This window comes from Agrococcus versicolor, assembly GCF_039531815.1.
Lineage (GTDB): Bacteria > Actinomycetota > Actinomycetes > Actinomycetales > Microbacteriaceae > Agrococcus > Agrococcus versicolor.
Genome location: NZ_BAAAQT010000001.1, coordinates 1,050 through 20,463, shown reverse-complemented (window position 1 = coordinate 20,463; position 19,414 = coordinate 1,050). Strand labels below are relative to the sequence as shown.

General features: G+C 73.5%; 22 protein-coding genes. 16 read left to right on the top strand and 6 right to left on the bottom strand.

The window, feature by feature from the left end; translation table 11 throughout:
* Positions 1–17: 17 nt before the first annotated feature.
* Positions 18–467, bottom strand: coding sequence for an Asp23/Gls24 family envelope stress response protein (locus tag ABD249_RS00115; RefSeq protein WP_344339086.1), 450 nt, complete (start codon positions 465–467; stop codon positions 18–20).
* 179 nt (positions 468–646) lie between these two features.
* On the opposite strand from ABD249_RS00115, the gene ABD249_RS00110 reads away from it, so the two are divergent.
* From ABD249_RS00110 to hemG, 6 genes are all read left to right on the top strand, one after another.
* Entirely contained in the window at positions 647–1,195 is a 549-nt protein-coding gene (locus ABD249_RS00110) for an RNA polymerase sigma factor (RefSeq protein WP_344339085.1), read from the top strand.
* Positions 1,192–1,782: a hypothetical protein gene (locus ABD249_RS00105; RefSeq protein ID WP_344339084.1), complete on the top strand. Its 591-nt coding sequence runs from the start codon at positions 1,192–1,194 to the stop codon at positions 1,780–1,782. Before ABD249_RS00110 ends, ABD249_RS00105 begins: the two co-directional genes overlap by 4 nt.
* Positions 1,779–2,078, top strand: coding sequence for a hypothetical protein (locus tag ABD249_RS00100; protein ID WP_344339082.1), 300 nt, complete (start codon positions 1,779–1,781; stop codon positions 2,076–2,078). The genes ABD249_RS00105 and ABD249_RS00100 overlap by 4 nt, the downstream gene beginning before the upstream one ends.
* Positions 2,079–2,160: 82 nt before the next feature.
* Complete coding sequence (locus ABD249_RS00095) at positions 2,161–2,298, top strand: hypothetical protein (protein WP_344339081.1); 138 nt, start codon at positions 2,161–2,163, stop codon at positions 2,296–2,298.
* A 38-nt stretch (positions 2,299–2,336) separates the two neighbouring features.
* Positions 2,337–3,434, top strand: coding sequence for a uroporphyrinogen decarboxylase (gene hemE / locus ABD249_RS00090; protein ID WP_344339079.1), 1,098 nt, complete (start codon positions 2,337–2,339; stop codon positions 3,432–3,434).
* Positions 3,431–4,993 (top strand): protoporphyrinogen oxidase, encoded by a 1,563-nt coding sequence (gene hemG, locus ABD249_RS00085; RefSeq protein WP_344339077.1) that lies wholly within the window; start codon positions 3,431–3,433, stop codon positions 4,991–4,993. Before hemE ends, hemG begins: the two co-directional genes overlap by 4 nt.
* Positions 4,994–5,002: 9 nt before the next feature.
* Here the strand turns inward: hemG and ABD249_RS00080 are convergent, their stop codons facing one another.
* Entirely contained in the window at positions 5,003–5,515 is a 513-nt protein-coding gene (locus tag ABD249_RS00080; protein WP_344339076.1) for a MarR family winged helix-turn-helix transcriptional regulator, read from the bottom strand.
* Between the two features lies 1 nt (position 5,516).
* The gene (locus ABD249_RS00075) at positions 5,517–5,795 is read right to left on the bottom strand and encodes a hypothetical protein (protein WP_344339074.1); all 279 of its coding nucleotides are present in this window, start codon (positions 5,793–5,795) and stop codon (positions 5,517–5,519) included.
* A 317-nt stretch (positions 5,796–6,112) separates the two neighbouring features.
* Here ABD249_RS00075 and ABD249_RS00070 point away from each other — a divergent pair, with 317 nt between their 5' ends.
* The 6 genes from ABD249_RS00070 (at position 6,113) to ABD249_RS00045 (ending at position 10,730) form a co-directional block, all read left to right on the top strand.
* Positions 6,113–6,478, top strand: coding sequence for a MarR family winged helix-turn-helix transcriptional regulator (locus ABD249_RS00070; RefSeq protein ID WP_344339072.1), 366 nt, complete (start codon positions 6,113–6,115; stop codon positions 6,476–6,478).
* Between the two features lie 63 nt (positions 6,479–6,541).
* Positions 6,542–7,273 (top strand): hydrogen peroxide-dependent heme synthase, encoded by a 732-nt coding sequence (hemQ, locus tag ABD249_RS00065; protein WP_344339070.1) that lies wholly within the window; start codon positions 6,542–6,544, stop codon positions 7,271–7,273.
* Between the two features lie 62 nt (positions 7,274–7,335).
* Positions 7,336–8,601 (top strand): ferrochelatase, encoded by a 1,266-nt coding sequence (locus ABD249_RS00060; protein ID WP_344339068.1) that lies wholly within the window; start codon positions 7,336–7,338, stop codon positions 8,599–8,601.
* The gene (gene hemC, locus ABD249_RS00055) at positions 8,598–9,521 is read left to right on the top strand and encodes a hydroxymethylbilane synthase (protein ID WP_344339066.1); all 924 of its coding nucleotides are present in this window, start codon (positions 8,598–8,600) and stop codon (positions 9,519–9,521) included. Before ABD249_RS00060 ends, hemC begins: the two co-directional genes overlap by 4 nt.
* Positions 9,521–10,276, top strand: coding sequence for a uroporphyrinogen-III synthase (locus ABD249_RS00050; protein ID WP_344339062.1), 756 nt, complete (start codon positions 9,521–9,523; stop codon positions 10,274–10,276). Before hemC ends, ABD249_RS00050 begins: the two co-directional genes overlap by 1 nt.
* A gap of 22 nt (positions 10,277–10,298) precedes the next feature.
* Positions 10,299–10,730, top strand: coding sequence for an arsenate reductase ArsC (locus tag ABD249_RS00045; protein WP_344339060.1), 432 nt, complete (start codon positions 10,299–10,301; stop codon positions 10,728–10,730).
* 49 nt (positions 10,731–10,779) lie between these two features.
* On the opposite strand, the gene ABD249_RS00040 is transcribed toward ABD249_RS00045, so the two are convergent.
* The 3 genes from ABD249_RS00040 to ABD249_RS00030 all read right to left on the bottom strand — a co-directional run bounded on the left by ABD249_RS00040 (position 10,780) and on the right by ABD249_RS00030 (position 13,745).
* Positions 10,780–10,992, bottom strand: a complete 213-nt coding sequence (locus tag ABD249_RS00040; RefSeq protein ID WP_344339058.1) for a YbdD/YjiX family protein — start codon at positions 10,990–10,992, stop codon at positions 10,780–10,782.
* The gene (locus ABD249_RS00035; protein WP_344339056.1) at positions 10,989–13,229 is read right to left on the bottom strand and encodes a carbon starvation CstA family protein; all 2,241 of its coding nucleotides are present in this window, start codon (positions 13,227–13,229) and stop codon (positions 10,989–10,991) included. Before ABD249_RS00035 ends, ABD249_RS00040 begins: the two co-directional genes overlap by 4 nt.
* A gap of 78 nt (positions 13,230–13,307) precedes the next feature.
* Entirely contained in the window at positions 13,308–13,745 is a 438-nt protein-coding gene (locus ABD249_RS00030) for a hypothetical protein (RefSeq protein WP_344339054.1), read from the bottom strand.
* Between the two features lie 236 nt (positions 13,746–13,981).
* Here ABD249_RS00030 and ABD249_RS00025 point away from each other — a divergent pair, with 236 nt between their 5' ends.
* The 4 genes from ABD249_RS00025 to ABD249_RS00010 all read left to right on the top strand — a co-directional run bounded on the left by ABD249_RS00025 (position 13,982) and on the right by ABD249_RS00010 (position 19,379).
* Positions 13,982–15,109, top strand: coding sequence for a sensor histidine kinase (locus ABD249_RS00025; protein WP_344339052.1), 1,128 nt, complete (start codon positions 13,982–13,984; stop codon positions 15,107–15,109).
* A 26-nt stretch (positions 15,110–15,135) separates the two neighbouring features.
* A complete protein-coding gene (locus tag ABD249_RS00020; protein WP_344339049.1) occupies positions 15,136–15,687 on the top strand; it encodes a response regulator transcription factor in 552 nt (183 codons plus the stop codon).
* Positions 15,688–15,817: 130 nt separating this feature from the next.
* Positions 15,818–16,402, top strand: coding sequence for a TetR/AcrR family transcriptional regulator (locus tag ABD249_RS00015; protein ID WP_344339047.1), 585 nt, complete (start codon positions 15,818–15,820; stop codon positions 16,400–16,402).
* Between the two features lie 217 nt (positions 16,403–16,619).
* Entirely contained in the window at positions 16,620–19,379 is a 2,760-nt protein-coding gene (locus tag ABD249_RS00010) for a DUF5979 domain-containing protein (RefSeq protein WP_344339046.1), read from the top strand.
* Positions 19,380–19,414: the final 35 nt, after the last annotated feature.

Genomic DNA, 19,414 nt, shown 5'->3' with positions numbered 1-19,414 from the left:
GTCGTGGTCTCGCGTGGTCAGGAGACGCGCGTCTCCTGCTCCTCGGGCTCGTCGCCCGGGATGTGCACGTCGGAGATCGTCACGTTGACCTCCGCGACCTCCATGCCGATGAGCTCGGTGATCGCACGGGCGACGGCGGTGCGCACGCCGTTCGCCACGACCTGCAGCTGCTCGGGGTAGCCGACGACGATCGTCACGTCCGCGGCGACCTGCGTCTCGCCGACCTCGACGCGCACGCCCTGGGCGAGGTCCGTCTGGCCGATCGCGTCGCGGATCGAGCCCACGGCGCGAGCGGCGCCGCCGCCGAGCGCGTGGACGCCGGGGACCTCGCGTGCCGCGATGCCGGCGATCTTCGCGACCACCGGGTCGACGACGGTCGTCGTGCCCGTCGCGGTCGACGACGACGCGGCCGTGACGGCGGTCGAGGACGTGCCGGCGATGGGGGTGGTTCCCTGCGTGGTTGCCATGGTGATGGCCTCTCTCTGCGATGGACGATGTCTGCGGGACCAGGCGGTCCTTCGAAGGGGAGACGTCACGAGGCGTCCATCCGTCACGGTCGCATCGGTAGCACGCATGCCGGGCGTGTCGCGCACGTGCTCGGCCTCCGAGGATGGCGAGGTACGCTCCCGATCGAAGGGGGTGCCGGATGCAGCTGGAGGAGGCTCCGGACGCGCTGCTCGCAGCGCGAGCGGCCGACGGCGACGAGCGCGCCTTCGCGGTGCTCGTGCGCAGGCACGCCTCGTACCTGCGAGGCTTCGCGATCCGCTACATGGGCTCGAGCCTCGACGCCGACGACGTCGTGCAGGAGGCCTTCGTGACCGCGTGGCGCCGCATCGGCGACCTGCGCGATCCGTCGCAGGTGCGCTCGTGGCTCGCGACCGCCGTCGCTCGCCGCGCGACCGACGTCATGCGCACGCGTGCGCGCCGCCGCACCGACGCGATCGAGGACCGCGAGGTCACCGACCGCCGCGACGGTCCCGAGACGGTCGTCGAGCGCCAGGCGGCGACGCAGGCGCTCGGCCGCATCGTCGACGCGCTGCCCGCCGACCAGCGCGATGCGTGGATGCTGCGCGAGCTCGCCGGCATGTCCTACGAGGACATCGCCGAGCGCACGGACTCGACGCCGGCCGCCGTGCGCGGCAGGCTTGCCCGAGCACGACAGACGGTGCTGGCATCGATGGAGGAGTGGAGGTGAGCATGCACGACGACGGGATCGAGCCCGACGACGCCGAGACGGTCGGCGGCTCGGGGCACACGCTCGAGCAGCTCTCCGCCTACGTCGATCGCGATCGGATGCCGCGGATCGCGGCGATCGAGGAGGACGCGGAGGCTCGCGCGCTCGTGGAGTCGATGGAGCGCCTCGGCGGCCTCGCTCGCACGATGGCCGACGAGGATGCCGCCGCGGCGGGCCCGGGCGACGACCAGTGGCTCGACCAGCTGCTCGGCATCATCCGCTCGGAGGTGCGCGCAGGTCGCGACCTGCCGATCGAGGACACCGACGAGCTGACGTCGACGACCATCACCGAGGGTGCGCTGCGCGAGGTCGCGAGGACGGCGGGCGACTCCGTCGACGACGTGCTCGTCGGCCGCGTGCACCTCGCCGAGCACGACGGCGTGCTCGACGTGCGCGTCACGGTCGCGGTGCGCTTCGGCGCACCGGTGGTGCCGATCGCGGAGGACGTGCGCACCGAGGTGCATCGCGCGCTCGTGTCGCACTCCCCGCTGACGATCGGCACGGTCGACGTCGTGGTCGACGACGTGTTCCCCGGGAGCGCACCATGACCGACCCCATCGACGTCGCACGCGCGGTCGACGCGTCGCTGCTCACGGTGCGCGGCGTCGCGCACTGCTACGTCGCGGCGCCCGCGTTCGCGCAGGTCGTCGAGGGGCAGCGCCGCGAGGTGCTCGCCCACGTCACGGTGCTGCCGCGGGCCATCCGCGTCGCGATCGGCGTGCACACGTCGCACGACGTCCGCGAGGTCTCGCGCACGGCTGCCGCGGCCGTGCGCGCCGCGCTCCCCGGCGACTGGTCGGACGCCCGGCTCACCGTGCAGGTGCGGCGCATCGAGCGCGACTGACGGCCGGGATCCCGCTCCACGGTCCCCTGCGTGCGCAGCCGATCCACATGCGGAGCAGGGATGCGTCTGCGAGGCTGGGGCCATGAGACGCGTGCTCGGATTCCTCGTCAACCTCGTCGCCGGCATCGCCGCCTCCCCCGGCGCGCATCCGATCGTCGCGACGGACGGCGACGGCACGAGGCCCGGTCGCCGACGCCCGCGCTCGCCGCGCAGGCGCTGACGCCGCCCGGCGAGACCGGGTGGGAGGATGGAGGCACGATGACGACCCTCCCTGGCGACCACCCGCTCCACGCGACGACCGGCGACAGCCGGCTCATCCGCGCCTACCGGGGCGAGCGCCCCGAGGTGACGCCGGTGTGGTTCATGCGCCAGGCCGGTCGCTCGCTGCCGGAGTACCGCGAGCTGCGCACGGGGCACGACATGCTCGACAGCTGCCTCGATCCGGCGCTCTCGAGCGAGATCACGCTGCAGCCCGTGCGACGCCACGGCGTCGACGCGGCGATCTTCTTCTCGGACATCATGGTGCCGCTCCTGCTCGCAGGCGTCGACGTGCGCATCGAGCCGGGCGTCGGCCCGGTCATCGGCTCGCCCATCGCGACGCCGGAGGACGTCGATCGCCTCGTCGCGACCGACCCCGCGATGCTCGACGACGCCCTCGAGCCCGTCCGCGAGGGCGTGCGCCGCACGGTCGCGGGGCTCGCGGGCATCGGCGACGGCACGACGCCGCTCATCGGGTTCGCGGGTGCGCCGTTCACCCTCGCCGCGTACCTCGTGGCGGGCCGGCCGTCGAAGGACCACCTCGCCGCCCGCACGATGCTGCGCTCGCACCCCGTCGCGTGGGCGCGGCTCACCGACTGGTGCGCCGACGTCACGGGCCGCTTCGTGCGCGCGCAGGTGGATGCGGGTGCGAGCGCCGCGCAGCTGTTCGACTCCTGGGCGGGCTCGCTGCCGCTCGACGCCTACGTGCAGCACGTCGCCCCCGCGTCGTCGCGCGCGCTCGACCACGTCCGCGACCTGACGGCCTCCGACGGCCGGCGGCTGCCGCTCATCCACTTCGGCGTCGGCGCGATGGAGCTCTACGGCGCGATGCAGCTCGGCGTCGACGCGATGGGGGTCGACTGGCGCACGCCGCTCGACGTCGCCCACGCGCGCATGGGCAGCGACGTCACCGTGCAGGGCAACCTCGACCCGGCGCTGCTCGGCGCACCGTGGGAGACGATCGCGACCGCGGCCGACGAGGTGCTGCGCCAGGGCGCGTCGGCGCGCGCCCACGTCTTCAACCTCGGCCACGGCGTCCCGCCCGAGACCGATCCGACGGTGCTGACGCGCATCGTCGAGCACGTGCACGCAGCATGACCGAGCACGGGGATGCCGCAGCCGGCGAGCGGACGACCGACGTCGAGCCGCTCGGCACGGCGGGGGCGGACGACGCTGCGCAGCCGGCGACCGACGCGCAGCCGATGACCGCCGTGGGCGCGGACGCGGTCGCCGAGCCCGAGCCCCCGCAGCACGACGTCGTGGTGATCGGCGCGGGCGTCGCGGGCCTCGTCGTCGCGAACGACCTCGCGCGCCGCGGGTACGACGTCGTCGTGCTCGAGGCGCGGGAGCGCACGGGCGGCATCGTCTCGAGCCACGAGCTCGCCGGCCTCGCGCTCGACGCGGGGGCCGAGTCGTTCGCCGTGCGCGGCGGCGCCGTCGCCGAGCTCGCCGAGCAGCTGGGGCTCGGCGACGACCTCGTCGATCCCGAGCCGGGCGGCGCGTGGCTGCGCCTGCAGGGCAGGTCGGTGCCGCTGCCGCGCAACTCGATGCTCGGCATCCCCTCGGTGCCGCTCGCGCAGGACGTCATCGCCGTGCTCGGCTGGCGCGGCGCGCTGCGCGCCTACCTCGACCGCCTCATGCCCGTGCTCAAGGTCGGCAAGGACGACCGCCTCGGCCCGCTCGTCGAGCGGCGCATGGGCAAGGCCGTGCTGCAGCGGCTCGTGGCGCCGATCTCGGGCGGCGTCTACTCGTCCGACGCGCGCGACCTCGACGTGGCGGTCGTCGCGCCCGGCCTCAACGAGGCCATGACGCGTGCAGGGTCGCTCTCGGGCGGCGTCGCGCTGCGCATCGGCGACGGCGCGCGGCCCGGCAGCGCCGTGCGCGGCATCCGCGGCGGCATGCACCGGCTCACCGACGCGCTGCGCGGCGAGGTCGACCGCCGGGCGACCATCCACGCCGGCGTCGTCGTCGACCGGGTCGAGCGCGACGGCGCGGGGTGGGCCGTGCAGGCGGGCGAGCGTCGCTGGACGACGTCGGCCGTCGTCGTCGCGACGCCCGGCGTGGCCGCCGCGGCGCTGCTCGAGGGCGTGGGCATCGACCTCGAGGCGGCGCCCGCGACGACGGTGGAGCTCGTGACCCTCGTCGTCGACGGCCTCGACGGCGCACCGCGCGGCTCGGGCGCGCTCGTGGCGGAGGACGCGGGCATCGCGGCGAAGGCGCTCACGCATGCGACGGCCAAGTGGGCGTGGCTCGCGGAGGCGGCGGGCGGGCGCGCGGTGCTGCGCCTCTCGTACGGGCGTGCGGGCGAGGCGCCCGCGACGGCCGGCCTCGACGACGCGGGCGCCATCGCCCTCGCGCGGCGCGACGCCGCCGACATCCTCGGCGTGCCGGTGCCCGAGCCCGTCGCCGCCGACCGCGTGCGGTGGGAGCAGGCGCAGCCGTCGTCGGCGATCGGCGCGCGGGCGATGCAGCGCCGCGTGCGCGAGGCGGTCGCGGCCGAGCCGAACCTCGAGGTCGTCGGCGCGTGGCTCGCGGGCACGGGGCTCGCGCAGGTCGTGCCGCAGGCGCGCGAGGCGGCGCTGCGCATCCGTCGCGAGCGGTTCGGCGAGCAGGTCGACGAGACGCTGGACGGCGACGGCGCGGACGTCGGCGGCTGACGCCTCGGCTCAGCGCTCCTCGCGCTCGGCGGCCGCGGCCACCCGGTCGAGGAAGTCGGCGATCACCTGACGCGATCGGGTCGAGAGCTGCGCGACGAGCTCGTCGACGTGCCGCTCGAGCGGATCGGTCGCGGCGGCGCTCGAGGTCGGCACGACGACCTTGCGCCTGCGGTCGCTCGGATGCGGGCGCGTCTCGACGTGGCCGTCGCGGACGAGGCGGTCGACGAGCGACGTGACGGCCGAGGTCGTCAGCCCGAGGTGCGCCGCGATCTCCGTCGGCGTCACGGGGTCCTGCTCGGCTCGGTCGACGACGAGGCGCAGCGCCGCGGTGTCCGACTCGCCGAGCCCGCGCGACGCAGAGCGGCGGCGCAGCATCTGCGACTCGGCCGTGCGCAGGCGCATGAGCGCGCGCGCGACGTCGGCCTGCGAGGCATCGTCGCGAGCGTCGTCGGCCCGCGACGCGTCGGGGCGTGCGACGGCGCCGCGCAGGGCGTGCAGCATCGTGTCGTCGAGGGCGCGCACGTCAGACCTGCCGCATCCAGATCGATGCCGCGAGGGTCGTCGCGACCGCGGCGGCGACGGCCCGCTGCGCGAGCTCGAGCTCGTCGAAGGCTCCGAGCGCGGCACCGAGGCCGTCGACGGCGACGAAGCGCTCGCCGACCTGCTGCACGAAGCCCGCGTAGACGGCGCCGTGCGGCGTGGGCTCGGATGCCGTCCACAGCACGGGCTCGGGGCACGTCCACGCGAGCCGCGAGTCGCCCGCGGCACTCGTCCCGGCGTCCGCGACGTCGATGGTCGTCACCGGCACCTCCACGCGCTCGTCGATGATCCTTCGACAATCTAGCAACGTGGGGGGCATATTGCCTGACGAGTTGTCGATGCGGCGTCCGCCGCCGTATCCTCGAGGAAGTCGGACGATGCTGCCAGGGGGTGGGACGGATGACCGACGTGCGCGATGCACCGGTCGCGGCCCGCACGCGAGCCGATGAGGCTCCTTCCGCGTCCGAGCCCTGGTTCGAGGGCGGTCCCGCGCGAACCGCCGCAGAGGTCCTCGACCTCCTGCGCCGCTACCGCGAGGCGGAGGCAGCGATGCGCGCCCGCGCTCGCTCGTCGATGCGCATGAACGAGACCGACCTGCGCGCGCTGCGCCACCTGCTGCGTGCGCAGCGCCACGACGACCTCGTGCGGCAGCGCGACCTCGCCGAGGCGCTCGACATCTCGTCCGCGTCGGTCACGGCGCTCGTCGACCGCCTCGAGCGCTCCGGCCACGTCGAGCGACGCCCGCACCCGTCCGATCGGCGCTCCGTCGTCCTCGTGCCGACCGCAGACACCGATCGCGAGGTGCGCGAGACGCTCGGCGACCTGCACGCGCGCATGGCGGCGGTCGCCGAGGACCTGACCCCGGAGCAGCTGGCCGCGGTCGGCCGCTTCCTGTCGGGCATGGTCGACGCCGTGCGGTCGACGGGCGCGGACGAGCGCGCCTGAGCCCATGCGCGACGGCTCGCCGAGTGGCGAGCACGACCCCCCACGACGCGAGAGGATGGACGAGTGAGCGACGACAAGATGGCACCGATCGTCTCCATCGGCACGGCACCGGTCGAGATCATCCGGCACCCGAGCGGACGCGACCTCGACGAGCCCCAGGGCTTCGCCGTGTGGGTCGTGCTGCAGCGGGGCGACTCCCCCGGCGCCGAGGGGCGCGAGACGCTCGAGGAGGCCGCGGCCGGCCTCGAGGGCGTGACGCTTCGCGGCATCTACGACCTCACCGGGTTCCGCGGCGACGCCGACCTCATGCTCTGGCTCCACGGCCCCGACGCCGCCGACCTGCAGCACGCGGTGCGCAGGCTCCGCCGCTCGGTCGAGCTCGCCGGCACCGACCAGGTGTGGAGCGCGATGGGGGTGCACCGCGACGCGGAGTTCAACAAGCGCCACGTGCCCGGCTTCCTCCGCGGCGTCGACCCGCGCGGCTGGATCACGGTGTACCCGTTCAACCGCTCCTACGAGTGGTACCTGCTGCCCGCCGAGGACCGCGCGCGCATGCTCGCGGAGCACGGCCGCCGCGGCGCCGTCTACTCGGGCGTCATCGCCAACACGGTGAGCGCGTTCGGGCTGGGCGACTGGGAGTGGATCCTCCCCCTCGAGTCCGACGACCTCGTCGAGCTCGTGGACATGATGCGCGACCTGCGCGCGGTCGAGGCACGGATGCACGTGCGCGACGAGATCCCGTTCTTCACGGGCCGCAGGATCGAGACGACCGACGTGACGGAGGTGCTGGCGTGAGCTGCTGCGGTGGAGGATGCTGCGGATCGAACGACGAGGCGACGAGCCTCGAGGCGACCGCGATGGGTGGCGAGCTGCTCGAGCAGGTGCAGCAGCAGCAGGCGCAGTCGACGCAGGCCGAGCCCGCGCCGCGGCGCGAGCTCAAGCCGCCGGCCGCGACGAGCGTGCGCCTCGAGGAGGGCGCCGTCGTGGCGAGCGCCACGCCCGCGGCGCAGTCCGGCCCCGCGCACGTGCTGGAGCCGACGCGCTACGACGCCGTGCTGCTGTCGGGCTTCGGCGGACCCGAGGGGCAGGACGACGTCATCCCGTTCCTCCGCAACGTCACGCGCGGTCGCGGCATCCCCGACGAGCGTCTCGAGGAGGTCTCGCACCACTACCGCCACTTCGGCGGCGTGAGCCCGATCAACGACCAGAACCGCGCGCTGCTCGAGGCCATGCGGGGGGCCTTCGCGGCCGCCGGCCTCGACCTGCCGATCTACTGGGGCAACCGCAACTGGGCGCCGTACCTCGACGAGGCGCTCGAGCAGGCCGCCGCCGACGGCGTGCGCACGATGCTCGCGATCCCCACGAGCGCGTACTCCTCCTACTCGTCGTGCCGCCAGTACCGCGAGGACTGGGCGGATGCCCTCGAGGCCACGGGCCTGCAGGACACGATCCGCATCGACAAGGTGCGCCAGTTCTTCGACCACCCCGGCTTCGTGCAGCCGTTCATCGAGGGCGTCGAGGCCGCCGTGGCGGAGGCGCGCGGCGCCGGCCATGCCGACGACGCCATCGAGGTGCTCTTCGCGACGCACTCCATCCCCACGGCGGACGCGGAGCGCTCGGGCGCGCCCGACCTCTTCGCCTGGGGCGAGGGCGGCGGCTACGCCGGCCAGCACCGGGCGGTCGCGACGTACGTCATGCAGCAGGTCGCGCCGGACATCGCGTGGCAGCTCGTCTACCAGTCGCGCTCGGGCCCGCCCACGCAGCCCTGGCTCGAGCCCGACGTCAACGACGCCATCGAGGGCCTCGAGGGCCGCACCGCGGTGCTCATCGTGCCGCTCGGCTTCGTGAGCGACCACATGGAGGTCATGTGGGACCTCGACGAGGAGGCGCTGGAGACGGCGGAGCAGCAGGGCCTGTGGGCGCGCCGCACGCCGACGCCCGGCACGCACCCCGCGTACGTCGGTGCGCTCGTCGACCTCGTGCAGGAGCGCCTCGAGGGGCGCCCCGTCGAGCAGCGCGGATCGGTGACCGACCTCGGTCCCTGGTTCGACACCTGCAGGCCCGGCTGCTGCGAGAACCCGCGCCTCGGCTTCAAGCCGGCGATCGCGGGCGTGCAGCCGTGACCCTCCGCGTCGGCACGCGCGGCTCCGCGCTCGCGCTCGCCCAGACCAAGGCGCTCGCCGCGCGGTTCTCGGGCGAGGTCGAGATCGTCGAGATCACGACGCGCGGCGACGTCGATCGCGGGTCGCTCGCGGAGATCGGCGGCACGGGCGTCTTCACCTCCGCCCTCCGCGATGCGCTGCTCGACGACCGCGTCGACGTCATCGTGCACTCGATGAAGGACCTGCCTACCGCGCCGCACCCCGGCATCGCCCTCGCAGCGGTCGCGCGCCGCGAGGACGCCCGCGACGCGCTCTGCGCTCGCGACGGCCTGGGCTTCGACGACCTCCCCGAGGGCGCGAAGGTCGGCACGGGCAGCCCGCGCCGCGCGGCGCAGCTGCGCCGCGTGCGGCCGGATCTCGAGGTCGTCGACATCCGCGGCAACGTCGAGACGCGCCTCGCACGTGCGCAGGGGCCGGACGCCGACCTCGACGCCGTGGTGCTCGCGCTCGCCGGGCTCACGCGCCTGGGTCGCCAGGACGCCGTGACCGAGGTCCTCGGCCTCGGACGCTTCCCCACGGCGCCCGCGCAGGGCGCGCTCGCCGTCGAGGTGCGCGACGGCGACGACGCGGCGCGGCGCGCGGTCGCCCCGACCGATCACCTCGTCTCCCGCGCGTGCGCCGACGCCGAGCGCCTCGTGCTCGCCGGGCTCGAGGCGGGCTGCTCCGCCCCCATCGCGGCGAGCGCCCAGGTCGACGACGGCATGCTCTTCCTCACCGCCACGGTCTACGCCGCCGACGGCTCGCAGCACCTCACGTCGTCGCACGCGTACACGCTCGACGGTCAGAGCGCGCGCGAGCTCGGCGACGCCGCGATGGACGTCGCCGGCCGCGCCGTGCGCGAGCTCGTCGACGCGGGCGCCATGGACCTGGATCGGGCCTGATGCGCGTCCTCATCCCCCGCGCGGGCTCCTGGGGCGACCACGTCTCGTCGCTCGTCGAGGAGGCGGGCTTCGCATCGCTCGTCCTGCCGCTCATCACGATCGCTCCGGCGACCGACCAGGATGCGCTGCGCGACCGCATCGACGAGCTCGGCGCCGGTCGGTTCGACTGGCTCGTCGTGACGTCGCAGTCGACGGTGCGCTACCTGCCCCGCGTGCCCGCAGCCGTCTCGGTCGCCGCGGTCGGCAACGTCACGGCCGCGGCGCTGCGCGAGCGCGGCATCCCCGTGGCCTTCGTGCCGCGCCGGCAGTCGGCCGCAGGCCTCGTCGACGAGTGGCCCATCCCGACCGGCCGCGTGCTGTGGCCCCGCTCGGAGGATGCCAAGCCGACGATCAAGGACGGCCTGGACGCCAAGGGCATGGAGGTCGTCGACGTCGTCGCGTACCGGACGGTCTCCGTGCTCGACAGCGACGAGCACGAGCTCGATGCGCTGGGCGTGCTCGTCGACGACGACCAGGCGCTCACGGCCTTCGAGCCGCGCGAGACGCCCGTCGACGCCGTGCTCGTCACGAGCGGCTCGGTGGCCAAGCAGGTGCTCCGCCTGGGGCTCGCCGCCGGCACGACCGTCGTCGCGATCGGCGAGCAGACGGCGGAGGACTGCCGACGTGCGGGCCTCCACGTCTCGGCGGTCGCGAGGACGCCGACGCCCGAGGGCCTCGTCGAGGCGCTCGTCGGCGCCGTGCCCGCCCGTGCGTGAGCGATCCGCGATGATGGATGCCATGACCGACCAGAGGCCGTCCGTGCTGTTCGTCTGCGTGCACAACGCGGGTCGCTCGCAGATGGCTGCGGGCTTCGTCCGGGCGCTCGCCGGCGACCGCGTCGAGGTGCGCTCGGCCGGCTCGATGCCCGCCGAGCGGATCAACCCCATCGCGGTCGCGGCGATGGCCGAGGTCGGCATCGACATCACCGCTGAGCAGCCGAAGGTGCTGACCACCGAGGCGGTGCAGGCATCCGACGCCGTCATCACGATGGGCTGCGGCGATGCCTGCCCGTTCTTCCCAGGCAAGCGCTACGAGGACTGGGTGCTCGAGGACCCGGCTGGGCAGGGCATCGAGGCCGTCCGTCCCATCCGCGACGCGATCCGCGATCGCGTCGCGGCGCTCCTCGCCGAGCTCCTGCCGGACGCGCCGGAGCCCGCAGCCTCGCGCTGATCCGAGGATCGGCGCGAGACCGCGGGCTCGCGGTCATGCGGTGACGCCGTCAGCAGCATCGCCCCTGCGGGTGGGAGTCCTGCCACGCGTGGTACTCGCGCCAGAACTGCGTGCGCTGCATCGGCGGGCGGTGCGGATGCTCGATGCGCTCGTGCGCGAGGTACGTCTCGTAGCGGGACTCCCCCGTGAGGCCGCGCACGTACCAGGCCGTGGCGCGCCATGCGCGCGCGATGCCCCGGTGGAGCGCAGCCCGAGCCGTCACCCGTGGCCCCGCGTCGGGCGCTGCTCGCTCGGCAGCGCATCCCACAGCTCCTGGATCTCGCGCTCCTCCTTCGTCGCGACGAGGCTCGCGGGAGCGAAGCGCCGCGACGGCACCGCCGCATCCTCGCGGTCGACGATCTCGCGCGACCGCCATGCGCGCACCACGGCGAGCACCGAGGTGGCGATGACGACGATCGCGAGCGTCACGAAGATGATCGAGAGCGTGCCCTGCACCGCCGTGTTGCGCACGACGGCCTCCATCGCCTCGACGGTGCCCGCGGTGCCGAACGACTGCTCGCCTGCGGCCAGCGCGTCGCGGAACGCCATGTGGTTCGCCCAGTAGCCGACGGCCGGCACCGGGGACAGGATCTTCAGGAACGACGCCGTGATCGTCACGACCGACACGAAGGCGAGCGGCAGCCCGATCACCCACAGCCAGCGCCAGGTGCCGCGCCTGGCGACGATCGTGAGCACGATCGACAGAGCGATGGCCGCGAGCAGCTGGTTGGCGATGCCGAAGAGGGGGAAGAGGGTGTTGATGCCGCCGAGCGGGTCGGTGACGCCCATGATGAGCACCGCGCCCCAGCCGGCGACCATGACGGCGGTGCAGATCCAGGCGCCGAGCCTCCAGGAGGTGTCCTTGAAGCGGGGCAGGACGTTGCCGATGGAGTCCTGCAGCATGAAGCGGGCGACGCGCGTGCCAGCGTCGACGGCGGTGAGGATGAACAGCGCCTCGAACATGATCGCGAAGTGGTACCAGAACGACATCATCGACGGCCCGCCGATCCACTGCTGCATGATGTTCGCGAGGCCCACGGCCAGGGTCGGCGCACCGCCCGTCCGCGACACGATCGACTCCTCGCCGACCGCGTCGGCCGTGCCCTGCAGCAGCTCGGGCGTGACGTTCACGCCCGCGAGCCCGAGCCCGTTCACGAAGGCGACGGCGCCCTCGATCGTGCCGCCCGTGGCCGCTGCCGAGGCGTTCATCGCGAAGTAGATCCCGCGGTCGATCGACAGCGCGGCGACGAGCGCCATGACGGCGACGAACGACTCCATGAGCATGCCGCCGTAGCCGATGAAGCGCGTCTGCCGCTCCTTCTCGACCATCTTCGGCGTCGTCCCCGACGAGATGAGCGCGTGGAACCCGGAGAGCGCTCCGCAGGCGATCGTGACGAACAGGAACGGGAAGAGGCTGCCCGCCCAGACGGGGCCCGTCTGGCCGCCGGCGAACTCGCTGAACGCCGGGACCTCGATCTCGGGCCGCACCCACACGATCGCGACCGCGAGGGCGACGATGACGCCGATCTTCATGAAGGTCGAGAGGTAGTCGCGCGGCGCGAGGAGGACCCACACGGGCAGGACTGCGGCGATGAAGCCGTAGACGATGATGCCCCACGCGATGGTGGTGCGGTCGAGGGTGAAGACGTCCTGGCCCCACTGGGTCTCGGCGACCATGCCGCCGCCGACGATGGCGGCCATGAGCATCACGAACCCGATGATCGACACCTCCGTGATCCGACCGGGCCGGATCCACCGCAGGTACGCGCCCATGAACAGGGCGATCGGGATCGTCATCGCGACCGAGAAGACGCCCCACGGACTCTCGCCGAGCGCGTTCACGACCACGAGGGCGAGGATCGCCGTGATGATGATCATGATGAGCAGCGTCGCCACGATCGCCGCCGTGCCGCCGAAGCGGCCCAGCTCGTCGCGCGCCATCTGCCCGAGCGAGCGGCCTCCGCGACGCATCGAGAAGAACATCACGAGGTAGTCCTGCACCGCACCGGCCAGCACGACGCCGACGATGATCCAGATCGTCCCCGGCAGGTAGCCCATCTGCGCCGCGAGCACCGGACCCACGAGCGGACCCGCACCCGCGATCGCCGCGAAGTGATGCCCGAACAGCACCCGACGATCCGTCGGCACGAAGTCCTTGCCGTTCGCGAGGTGCTCCGCAGGCGTCGCACGCCGATCGTCCGGACGCGTGATGTGCCGCTCGATCACCTTCGAGTAGAACCGGTACCCGATCAGGTACGTGCACACCGCGGCGAAGACGAACCAGATCGCGTTGACGGTCTCGCCGCGGACGACGGCGAGCATCGTCCAGGCGATCGCGCCCAGGAGGGCGACGCCCGCCCACAGGGCGATCCTCCCGGGCGTCCAGCGCGTCCTCCCCTCGTGGACGGACGTGGGTGGGAGCTGGCGCTCCTGGGTGGGACGATCGGCCTGGGTGCTCATGCTGCGTGTCTCCTCTGACAGGTGCCGGCTCGGCGGGGCCTCGGACGCGTCAGGGTGCGCGCCGAGTGGCTTGGGGGATCAGCGCTCGTGGAGCGCGGCGTGCTCGAGCGCCGCGGCGAGCAGCTCGTCGCGCGACGCCTGATCGTGGACGGCGAGCGCCGCATGCGTGAGGACGACGATGCGCCGTGCCGCCGCGGGGTCGAGGCGCCCTCCGCCGCGAGCGTCGACCTCGACGAGGACGGCCTCGATGCCCGAGCGCCCGCGCCGGGTCTCGATCGACGGCTCCATCGCCAGCGCGCTGCGGAACCCGGCGCGTGCGCGGGCGACGTCGGCGAGCGTGCGGGCGAGCACCACGAGATCGCCCGGGCGCTGCGGGGACGGGACGCGCAGGGCGCGAGCGAGCGCCTCGCCGAACGCGTCGACCTCGAGCTCGTGCGCGGGTGCGCCGAGGAAGTCGACGAGCTGCGACACGGCGTCGGGTCGAGTCCTGGTGCCCGGGGTGGTGGCTGCCTGCATGGAGCACGACGCTAGGTCTGGCGCCGGCGAGCAGTGGCGCTCGTCGCCGAAGTGTCAACTTCAGGTGAAGCAGAGATCGACCGAGCCATAGGCGGTGCCTGCAGCCGACATCGTGGATTCGAGGCCTCTTGACAGGCGATCGACGCAGCGCAGACCATGAGCGAAACCCAGCGATGCGGCTGGGCCTGCACGCATGAGGAGTCATCATCGAGGAACGACCCATCGACGCGTCGCCGATGGCGGCCGCGCTCGTGCTCGCCGCCATCCTCGCGGCGGGCGTCGTCTGGTTCCTCGTCATCACCGAGGCGAGCGCCTCGACGATCGAGTGGACGCTCGCCGTCGCGAGCGGCGCCGTGTCGACGATCGGGCTCTACGTGCGCAGGAGCAGGCCGAACGCCGGCGCGGCGATCGTGATCGCCGCCAACGCGTGCTCGCTCGTCGGCGTGCCCGCCCTCATGTCGGTCCTCTTCATGACGGGCCTGCACGCGCGCCCGCGGCATCAGGTCGTCATCACGCTCGCGGCCACGGCGGTCGGCGTCGCGCAGTTCGCGATCTGGGTCGTCGTCCTCGGCCCCGACCGCTCCGCCGGCGGGTACGCCGCGATCGCGCTCGCGCACGTCGCCTCGTTCCTGGGCGCCGTCGCCACCGGGCTCGCGGCGGGCCGGCTCCGCGCTCGGCGCGACGAGGCCGACCATGCGCTCGTCGTGGCGCGCGAGCGCGAGGCGGCCGTCGTCGCGGAGGTGCGCGAGCAGGAGCGCATGCGCATCGCGCACAGCCTCCACGACAGCATCGGGCGGCATCTCGCGGTCGTCCACATCTACGGATCCGTGCTGCAGCATCGCGACGTCCTGAGCGACGGGGAGATCTCGAGCACCTCGGCCGAGCTGCTCCGCGCGACCGACGGCATCGCCGACGACCTGCAGAAGATCCTCACGATGCTGCATCCGGGATCCGACGGCCACCTCGAGCGCGATCGCGACCTCCCCGGCCTCCTCGATCGGTTCGAGCATGCGGCCGGCGCCGCCGGCATGGGCGTCGAGCAGCGGATCGACCTCGCGGCGCTCGAGCGGGCGCCGGCCGAGGTGTCCGCGAGCATCGTCGACTTCCTGAGCGAGTGCACCACGAACGTCCTGAAGTACGGCAGCGAGGGGAAGGTGTCGATCGTCGTGTCGATGCGAACGCCAACGATGGTCCAGGCGGAGGTCGCGAACGACCGCTCGCGCATCTCGAAGCGGTCGATCATCTCGACCGGGATGGGCCTCATGGCCTTGCGGGAGCGTGCCGCACTGCTCGGCGGCGAGCTCTCCATCCTGAGCGAGCCGACGCGGTTCCGCGTCGCCCTGGCCCTCCCGGTGGACCGATGATCGGCGCACCCGGCCGCCTCCGGGTCATGATCGTCGACGACGACCCGCTCGTGCGCTCGGGCCTGCGGCTCCTCTTCCGCGCGATGCCCGAGATCACGGTGGTGACGGAGGCAGCCGACGGCTGCGACGTGCTGCGGCAGCTCACGCAGATCCCGGTCGACGTCATCCTCAGCGACGTCCGCATGCGGACGATGCACGGCACGGCGATGATCCCGTCGGTCCGCGACCGCCATCCCGGCATCCGCATCGTGCTGATGTCGTGCACCGTCGGCGCCGACTTCGTCGAGCACGCGCGCAACGCGGGTGCCGACGCCTTCGTGCCGAAGACGGCGCCCGCCGAGCAGATCCGCGACGCGATCGTCGGCGCGGCGTCCGTCGGCTCCGGGCGGCCGCGTCGGGTCCTGACGGAGCGCGAGTCCGCCGTCGCGTCGTTCGTGGCGTCCGGCTCCAGCAACGCCGAGATCAGCGACGCGCTGAAGCTCAGCCCCAACACCGTCAAGACGTACGTCTCCCGCGTGATGGCGAAGCTCGAGGTCGAGAACCGCGTGCAGCTCGCGAACCTCCTCCACGACCGCTGACGATCCACCGTCACCGGAGGTTGATCCTCCGCGCGATCGGCGACCCCGGCGACGGCGCCCGGAGCGACACTGTGCTCGGGGCTCCCGCGCTGGCGCAGCGCGGCGACGCCGCTGCGACGAAGGAGAGCGCGTGAGCGACCAGGCGAGGCGGACGGAGCGCACGATCGCGCTCATGGATCGCGAGGAGATCGTCGCGGCAGCCGAGCTCCTCGTGGGCGAGATCGGCGCCGACGCCTTCTCCACGGGCATCCTCGCCGAGCGGGCCGACGTGCCCCTCGGCACCGTCTACCGCCACTTCCAGGATCGCTTCCACATCCTCGACGCCCTGCGGGCGGAGAACGGCGCGCGGCTCATCGCGACGGTCGCCGAGGCCGGCCTCGACCCGCACCCGTCGGTCGCCTCGGCGCAGCTGTTCCACGAGGCGGTGGTCGAGCTCTACCGCGTCCGTCGCTCGGCGCGGCACCTCCGCCCCGGCGGCGCGGACGACGACGCGTGGTGGTGGCGCCTCGCGAGCACGCTCCACGTCGTCGTGGGCGGCGATCGCCGCGCGACGCTGCGCGCATGCCGACTCCACGTGGCGATGGTGCACGCGTCGTTCGCACGGGACGCCGACGGCGACCCGGCGATGCTCACGCAGGCGCTGCGCGCGTTCTGCTTCCTCATGCACGCACCGGCGGGCGTCCGCCTCCCCCCGTCCCGTCCCTCGATCTCGTAGCGCGGGCCGGCCGCGGGACAGGCATCCGGGGGACAGCGGACGAGGGCGTCCGGGCCTCTCACGCGCCACGTTGTCGCCAGAAGTTGACGTCCTCTGGCGGGACCGTCTCGGCGTGCGATCCCGTCGCTAGATTCCTTCGAAGGTGACGAGCACTCACCTTTCGAACCCCTCCCGCGGTCGCCGCATGGCCGCGCGGATCTGCCATTGGAGGCACCCCGTGAAGAGCTTGCAAGGCTGGCGCACGCGCGCCGGCGCCATCATCGCCGCGACGGCGGTGGCGTTCGTGACGCTCATCGCAGCGCCCGCCGCCGTCGCGGCGCCGCCGTACGCCTCGAACGGCACCATCGACTCCTTGACGTTCGTCCAGTCGACCGTGCAGTCGGGCTCCGAGGCGCAGATCGAGGGCACGTGGTCGCTGCCCGACAACGCGCCCTCTCCCGCCGGCTTCGTCGTGCCGCTGCCCGCGGCCCTCCAGGGCCTCACCGACGCGTTCCCGCTGCTCGACCCGCAGAACGCCGTGATGGGCCAGTGCACGGTCACCGCGACGCAGCTGTACTGCGACATCGACCCGGCCTACCTCGCGGCGAACCCCCTCAACGTCGACGGCACCTTCCGCTTCTTCGTGGCGGTGAGGACGGAGGTCACCGAGAGCACGCAGGTCTCATACGACTTCGGCGGCGTCGTCACGACGGTGACCGTCACGCCCGCCTCGGGCACGTGCCCGGAGTGCGTCTTCGACGGTCGCGACAGCTACAAGTACGGCGACTACGAGGTGTCGGACGACTCGATCCGATGGACCGTGAACGTCGCGGCGCCGGCCGGCGGCATGCCGGGTGACCAGACGGTGACGGTCGTCGACCGACTCGGGCCCAACCAGCAGCAGCAGACGGAGGGCACCGGCTTCGACGTCCACGTCGACGGCACGAACCAGTTCGACGCCGGCGGCTTCCCCACCGGCTTCCAGCGCGTCGACGGGCTCGTGGGCCTGCAGGTCTCGATCGACGGCAACGGCGACACCGTCGCGACCTTCCAGACGCAGCAGGGCTGGGTCTACAACGTCGTCTTCTTCGTCGACACGACGAACGCCGGCAACAGCTTCTCCTACTCGAACGCCGCCGACCTCACCATCGCCGGCTCGACCGAGACGCTGAGCAACGACGTGCGCAGCCAGGGCGGCGGGGCCACGGGCGATGGCGACGACGTCGGGCGCTTCTCGATCACGAAGGACGTCGTGTGGAACGGCGGCGCGCCCGTCCCCGGCATCGCCTTCACCGGCACGTACACGGCGACCGACCCCGAGGGCGTCGTGACGCAGGGCACCTTCAGCGTGGCCGAGGACGGCACGTGGACGAGCCCCGACCTCCTGACCGGATCGATCGTGAGCATCGACGAGATCCTGCCGACGACCCCGTCGAACGTGACGTGGGGCGCCCCCGCGCTCTCGATCGACGACTTCGCGATCGTCGGCGCGGCCGTCACGCCCGTGACGCTCACGAACACCGCGACCCTGCAGACGGGCACGTTCACGGCGTCGAAGGTCGTCACGGGCTCGGGCGCCTCGCTCGTCTCGGGCGACACGACGTTCACGCTGCAGTACTCCTACCCCGCCGGCACCGGGTACGCCGCCGGCTCCGGCTCGCTCACGCTGCGCGCCGACGGCACCGTCGCGACCTCCGCGCCGCTGCCCGTCGGCGCCGTGCTGACGCTCTCGGAGGCCGCACCCGCGACCATCGCGAACGCGTCGTGGGGCACGCCGGTCATCTCGCCCTCGACCGTGACCATCGGCCAGGGGGGCGCCGTCGCGGTCACGGTGACGAACACGATCACGCTCGGCACCGGCACCTTCTCGGCGTCGAAGCTCGTCACGGGCGACGGTGCGGGCGCGGTGCCCGCGAGCGCGACGTTCACGCTCGACTACGCCTACCCGGCCGGTGCGGGCTTCGCGGCGGGCTCCGGCTCGCTCACGCTGCCGGCCGACGGCACGGTCGTCACCTCGCCCGCCCTGCCCATCGGGGCCGTCGTCACGCTCACCGAGGCGACGCCGGCACCGGTCGCGAACGCGACGTGGCGCACCCCGGTGCTCTCCACGTCCACGGTGACGATCGGGGCGGCGGCCGCTGCCACCGTCACGGTCACCAACGAGCTGGCGCTCGACCGCGACACGTTCTCGGCGTCGAAGATCCTCACCGGCGACGGTGCGGACGCGGTGCCCGACGACGCGACGTTCCAGCTCGACTACGCCTACCCCGCCGGCCCCGGCTTCGCGGCGGGCTCCGGCTCGCTCACGCTGCCGGCCGACGGCACGGTCGTCACCTCGCCCGCGCTGCCCGTCGGCGCCGTCGTCACGCTCGTCGAGGCCACGCCCGCGCCGATCGAGGACGCCGCCTGGAGCGCACCCGTGCTCTCGGCGTCGACCCTGACGATCGGCAGCGCGGCCTCGGACGTCACGGTCACCGTGACGAACGAGCTCACCCTCGGCGCAGGCGTCTTCTCGGCCGAGAAGGTGCTCGTCGGCGACGGTGCGGCGCTCGTGCCGTCCGACGCCACGTTCGCGCTCGACTACTCGTACCCGGCCGGTCCGGGCTACGAGGCCGGCTCGGGCACGCTGCGGCTGCCCGCGAACGGCGACGCCGTGACGTCGCCGGCGCTGCCGGAGGGCGCCGTCGTGACGCTGTCGGAGGCGGCGCCCGCCGCGGTGCACGGCGCGACGTGGGCCGGCTCGGAGCTGTCGACGACGACCCTCACCATCGGGTCCGAGGAGGCCGCCGAGGTCGTCGTGGTGACGAACACCATCACGGCCGTGCCGGTCATCCCCTCGGCACCCGCCCCGTCGGAGCCGGCGTCGTCGGTGGCCGGCCAGACGGGTGGCCTGCCCCGCACGGGCGGCGACCTCGCGCTCGGCGCCCTCGCCCTCGCGGGTGCGCTCGTCGCAGCCGGCGCCGTCCTGACCTGGAGGCGCCGCACGGCATCGGCATGATGCCCTGATCCCGGCGGCGCCGGTGGTGGGTCCGC

Excerpts from the sequence above, each read along its gene's own strand:
- ABD249_RS00115 (WP_344339086.1), bottom strand. The coding sequence starts at position 467 with ATGGCAACCACGCAGGGAACCACCCCCATCGCCGGCACGTCCTCGACC.
- ABD249_RS00110 (WP_344339085.1), top strand. The coding sequence starts at position 647 with ATGCAGCTGGAGGAGGCTCCGGACGCGCTGCTCGCAGCGCGAGCGGCC.
- ABD249_RS00100 (WP_344339082.1), top strand. The coding sequence starts at position 1,779 with ATGACCGACCCCATCGACGTCGCACGCGCGGTCGACGCGTCGCTGCTC.
- ABD249_RS00095 (WP_344339081.1), top strand. The coding sequence starts at position 2,161 with ATGAGACGCGTGCTCGGATTCCTCGTCAACCTCGTCGCCGGCATCGCC.
- hemE (WP_344339079.1), top strand. The coding sequence starts at position 2,337 with ATGACGACCCTCCCTGGCGACCACCCGCTCCACGCGACGACCGGCGAC.
- hemG (WP_344339077.1), top strand. The coding sequence starts at position 3,431 with ATGACCGAGCACGGGGATGCCGCAGCCGGCGAGCGGACGACCGACGTC.
- ABD249_RS00070 (WP_344339072.1), top strand. The coding sequence starts at position 6,113 with ATGAACGAGACCGACCTGCGCGCGCTGCGCCACCTGCTGCGTGCGCAG.
- ABD249_RS00060 (WP_344339068.1), top strand. The coding sequence starts at position 7,336 with ATGGGTGGCGAGCTGCTCGAGCAGGTGCAGCAGCAGCAGGCGCAGTCG.
- ABD249_RS00050 (WP_344339062.1), top strand. The coding sequence starts at position 9,521 with ATGCGCGTCCTCATCCCCCGCGCGGGCTCCTGGGGCGACCACGTCTCG.
- ABD249_RS00045 (WP_344339060.1), top strand. The coding sequence starts at position 10,299 with ATGACCGACCAGAGGCCGTCCGTGCTGTTCGTCTGCGTGCACAACGCG.
- ABD249_RS00035 (WP_344339056.1), bottom strand. The coding sequence starts at position 13,229 with ATGAGCACCCAGGCCGATCGTCCCACCCAGGAGCGCCAGCTCCCACCC.
- ABD249_RS00030 (WP_344339054.1), bottom strand. The coding sequence starts at position 13,745 with ATGCAGGCAGCCACCACCCCGGGCACCAGGACTCGACCCGACGCCGTG.
- ABD249_RS00025 (WP_344339052.1), top strand. The coding sequence starts at position 13,982 with ATGGCGGCCGCGCTCGTGCTCGCCGCCATCCTCGCGGCGGGCGTCGTC.
- ABD249_RS00020 (WP_344339049.1), top strand. The coding sequence starts at position 15,136 with ATGATCGTCGACGACGACCCGCTCGTGCGCTCGGGCCTGCGGCTCCTC.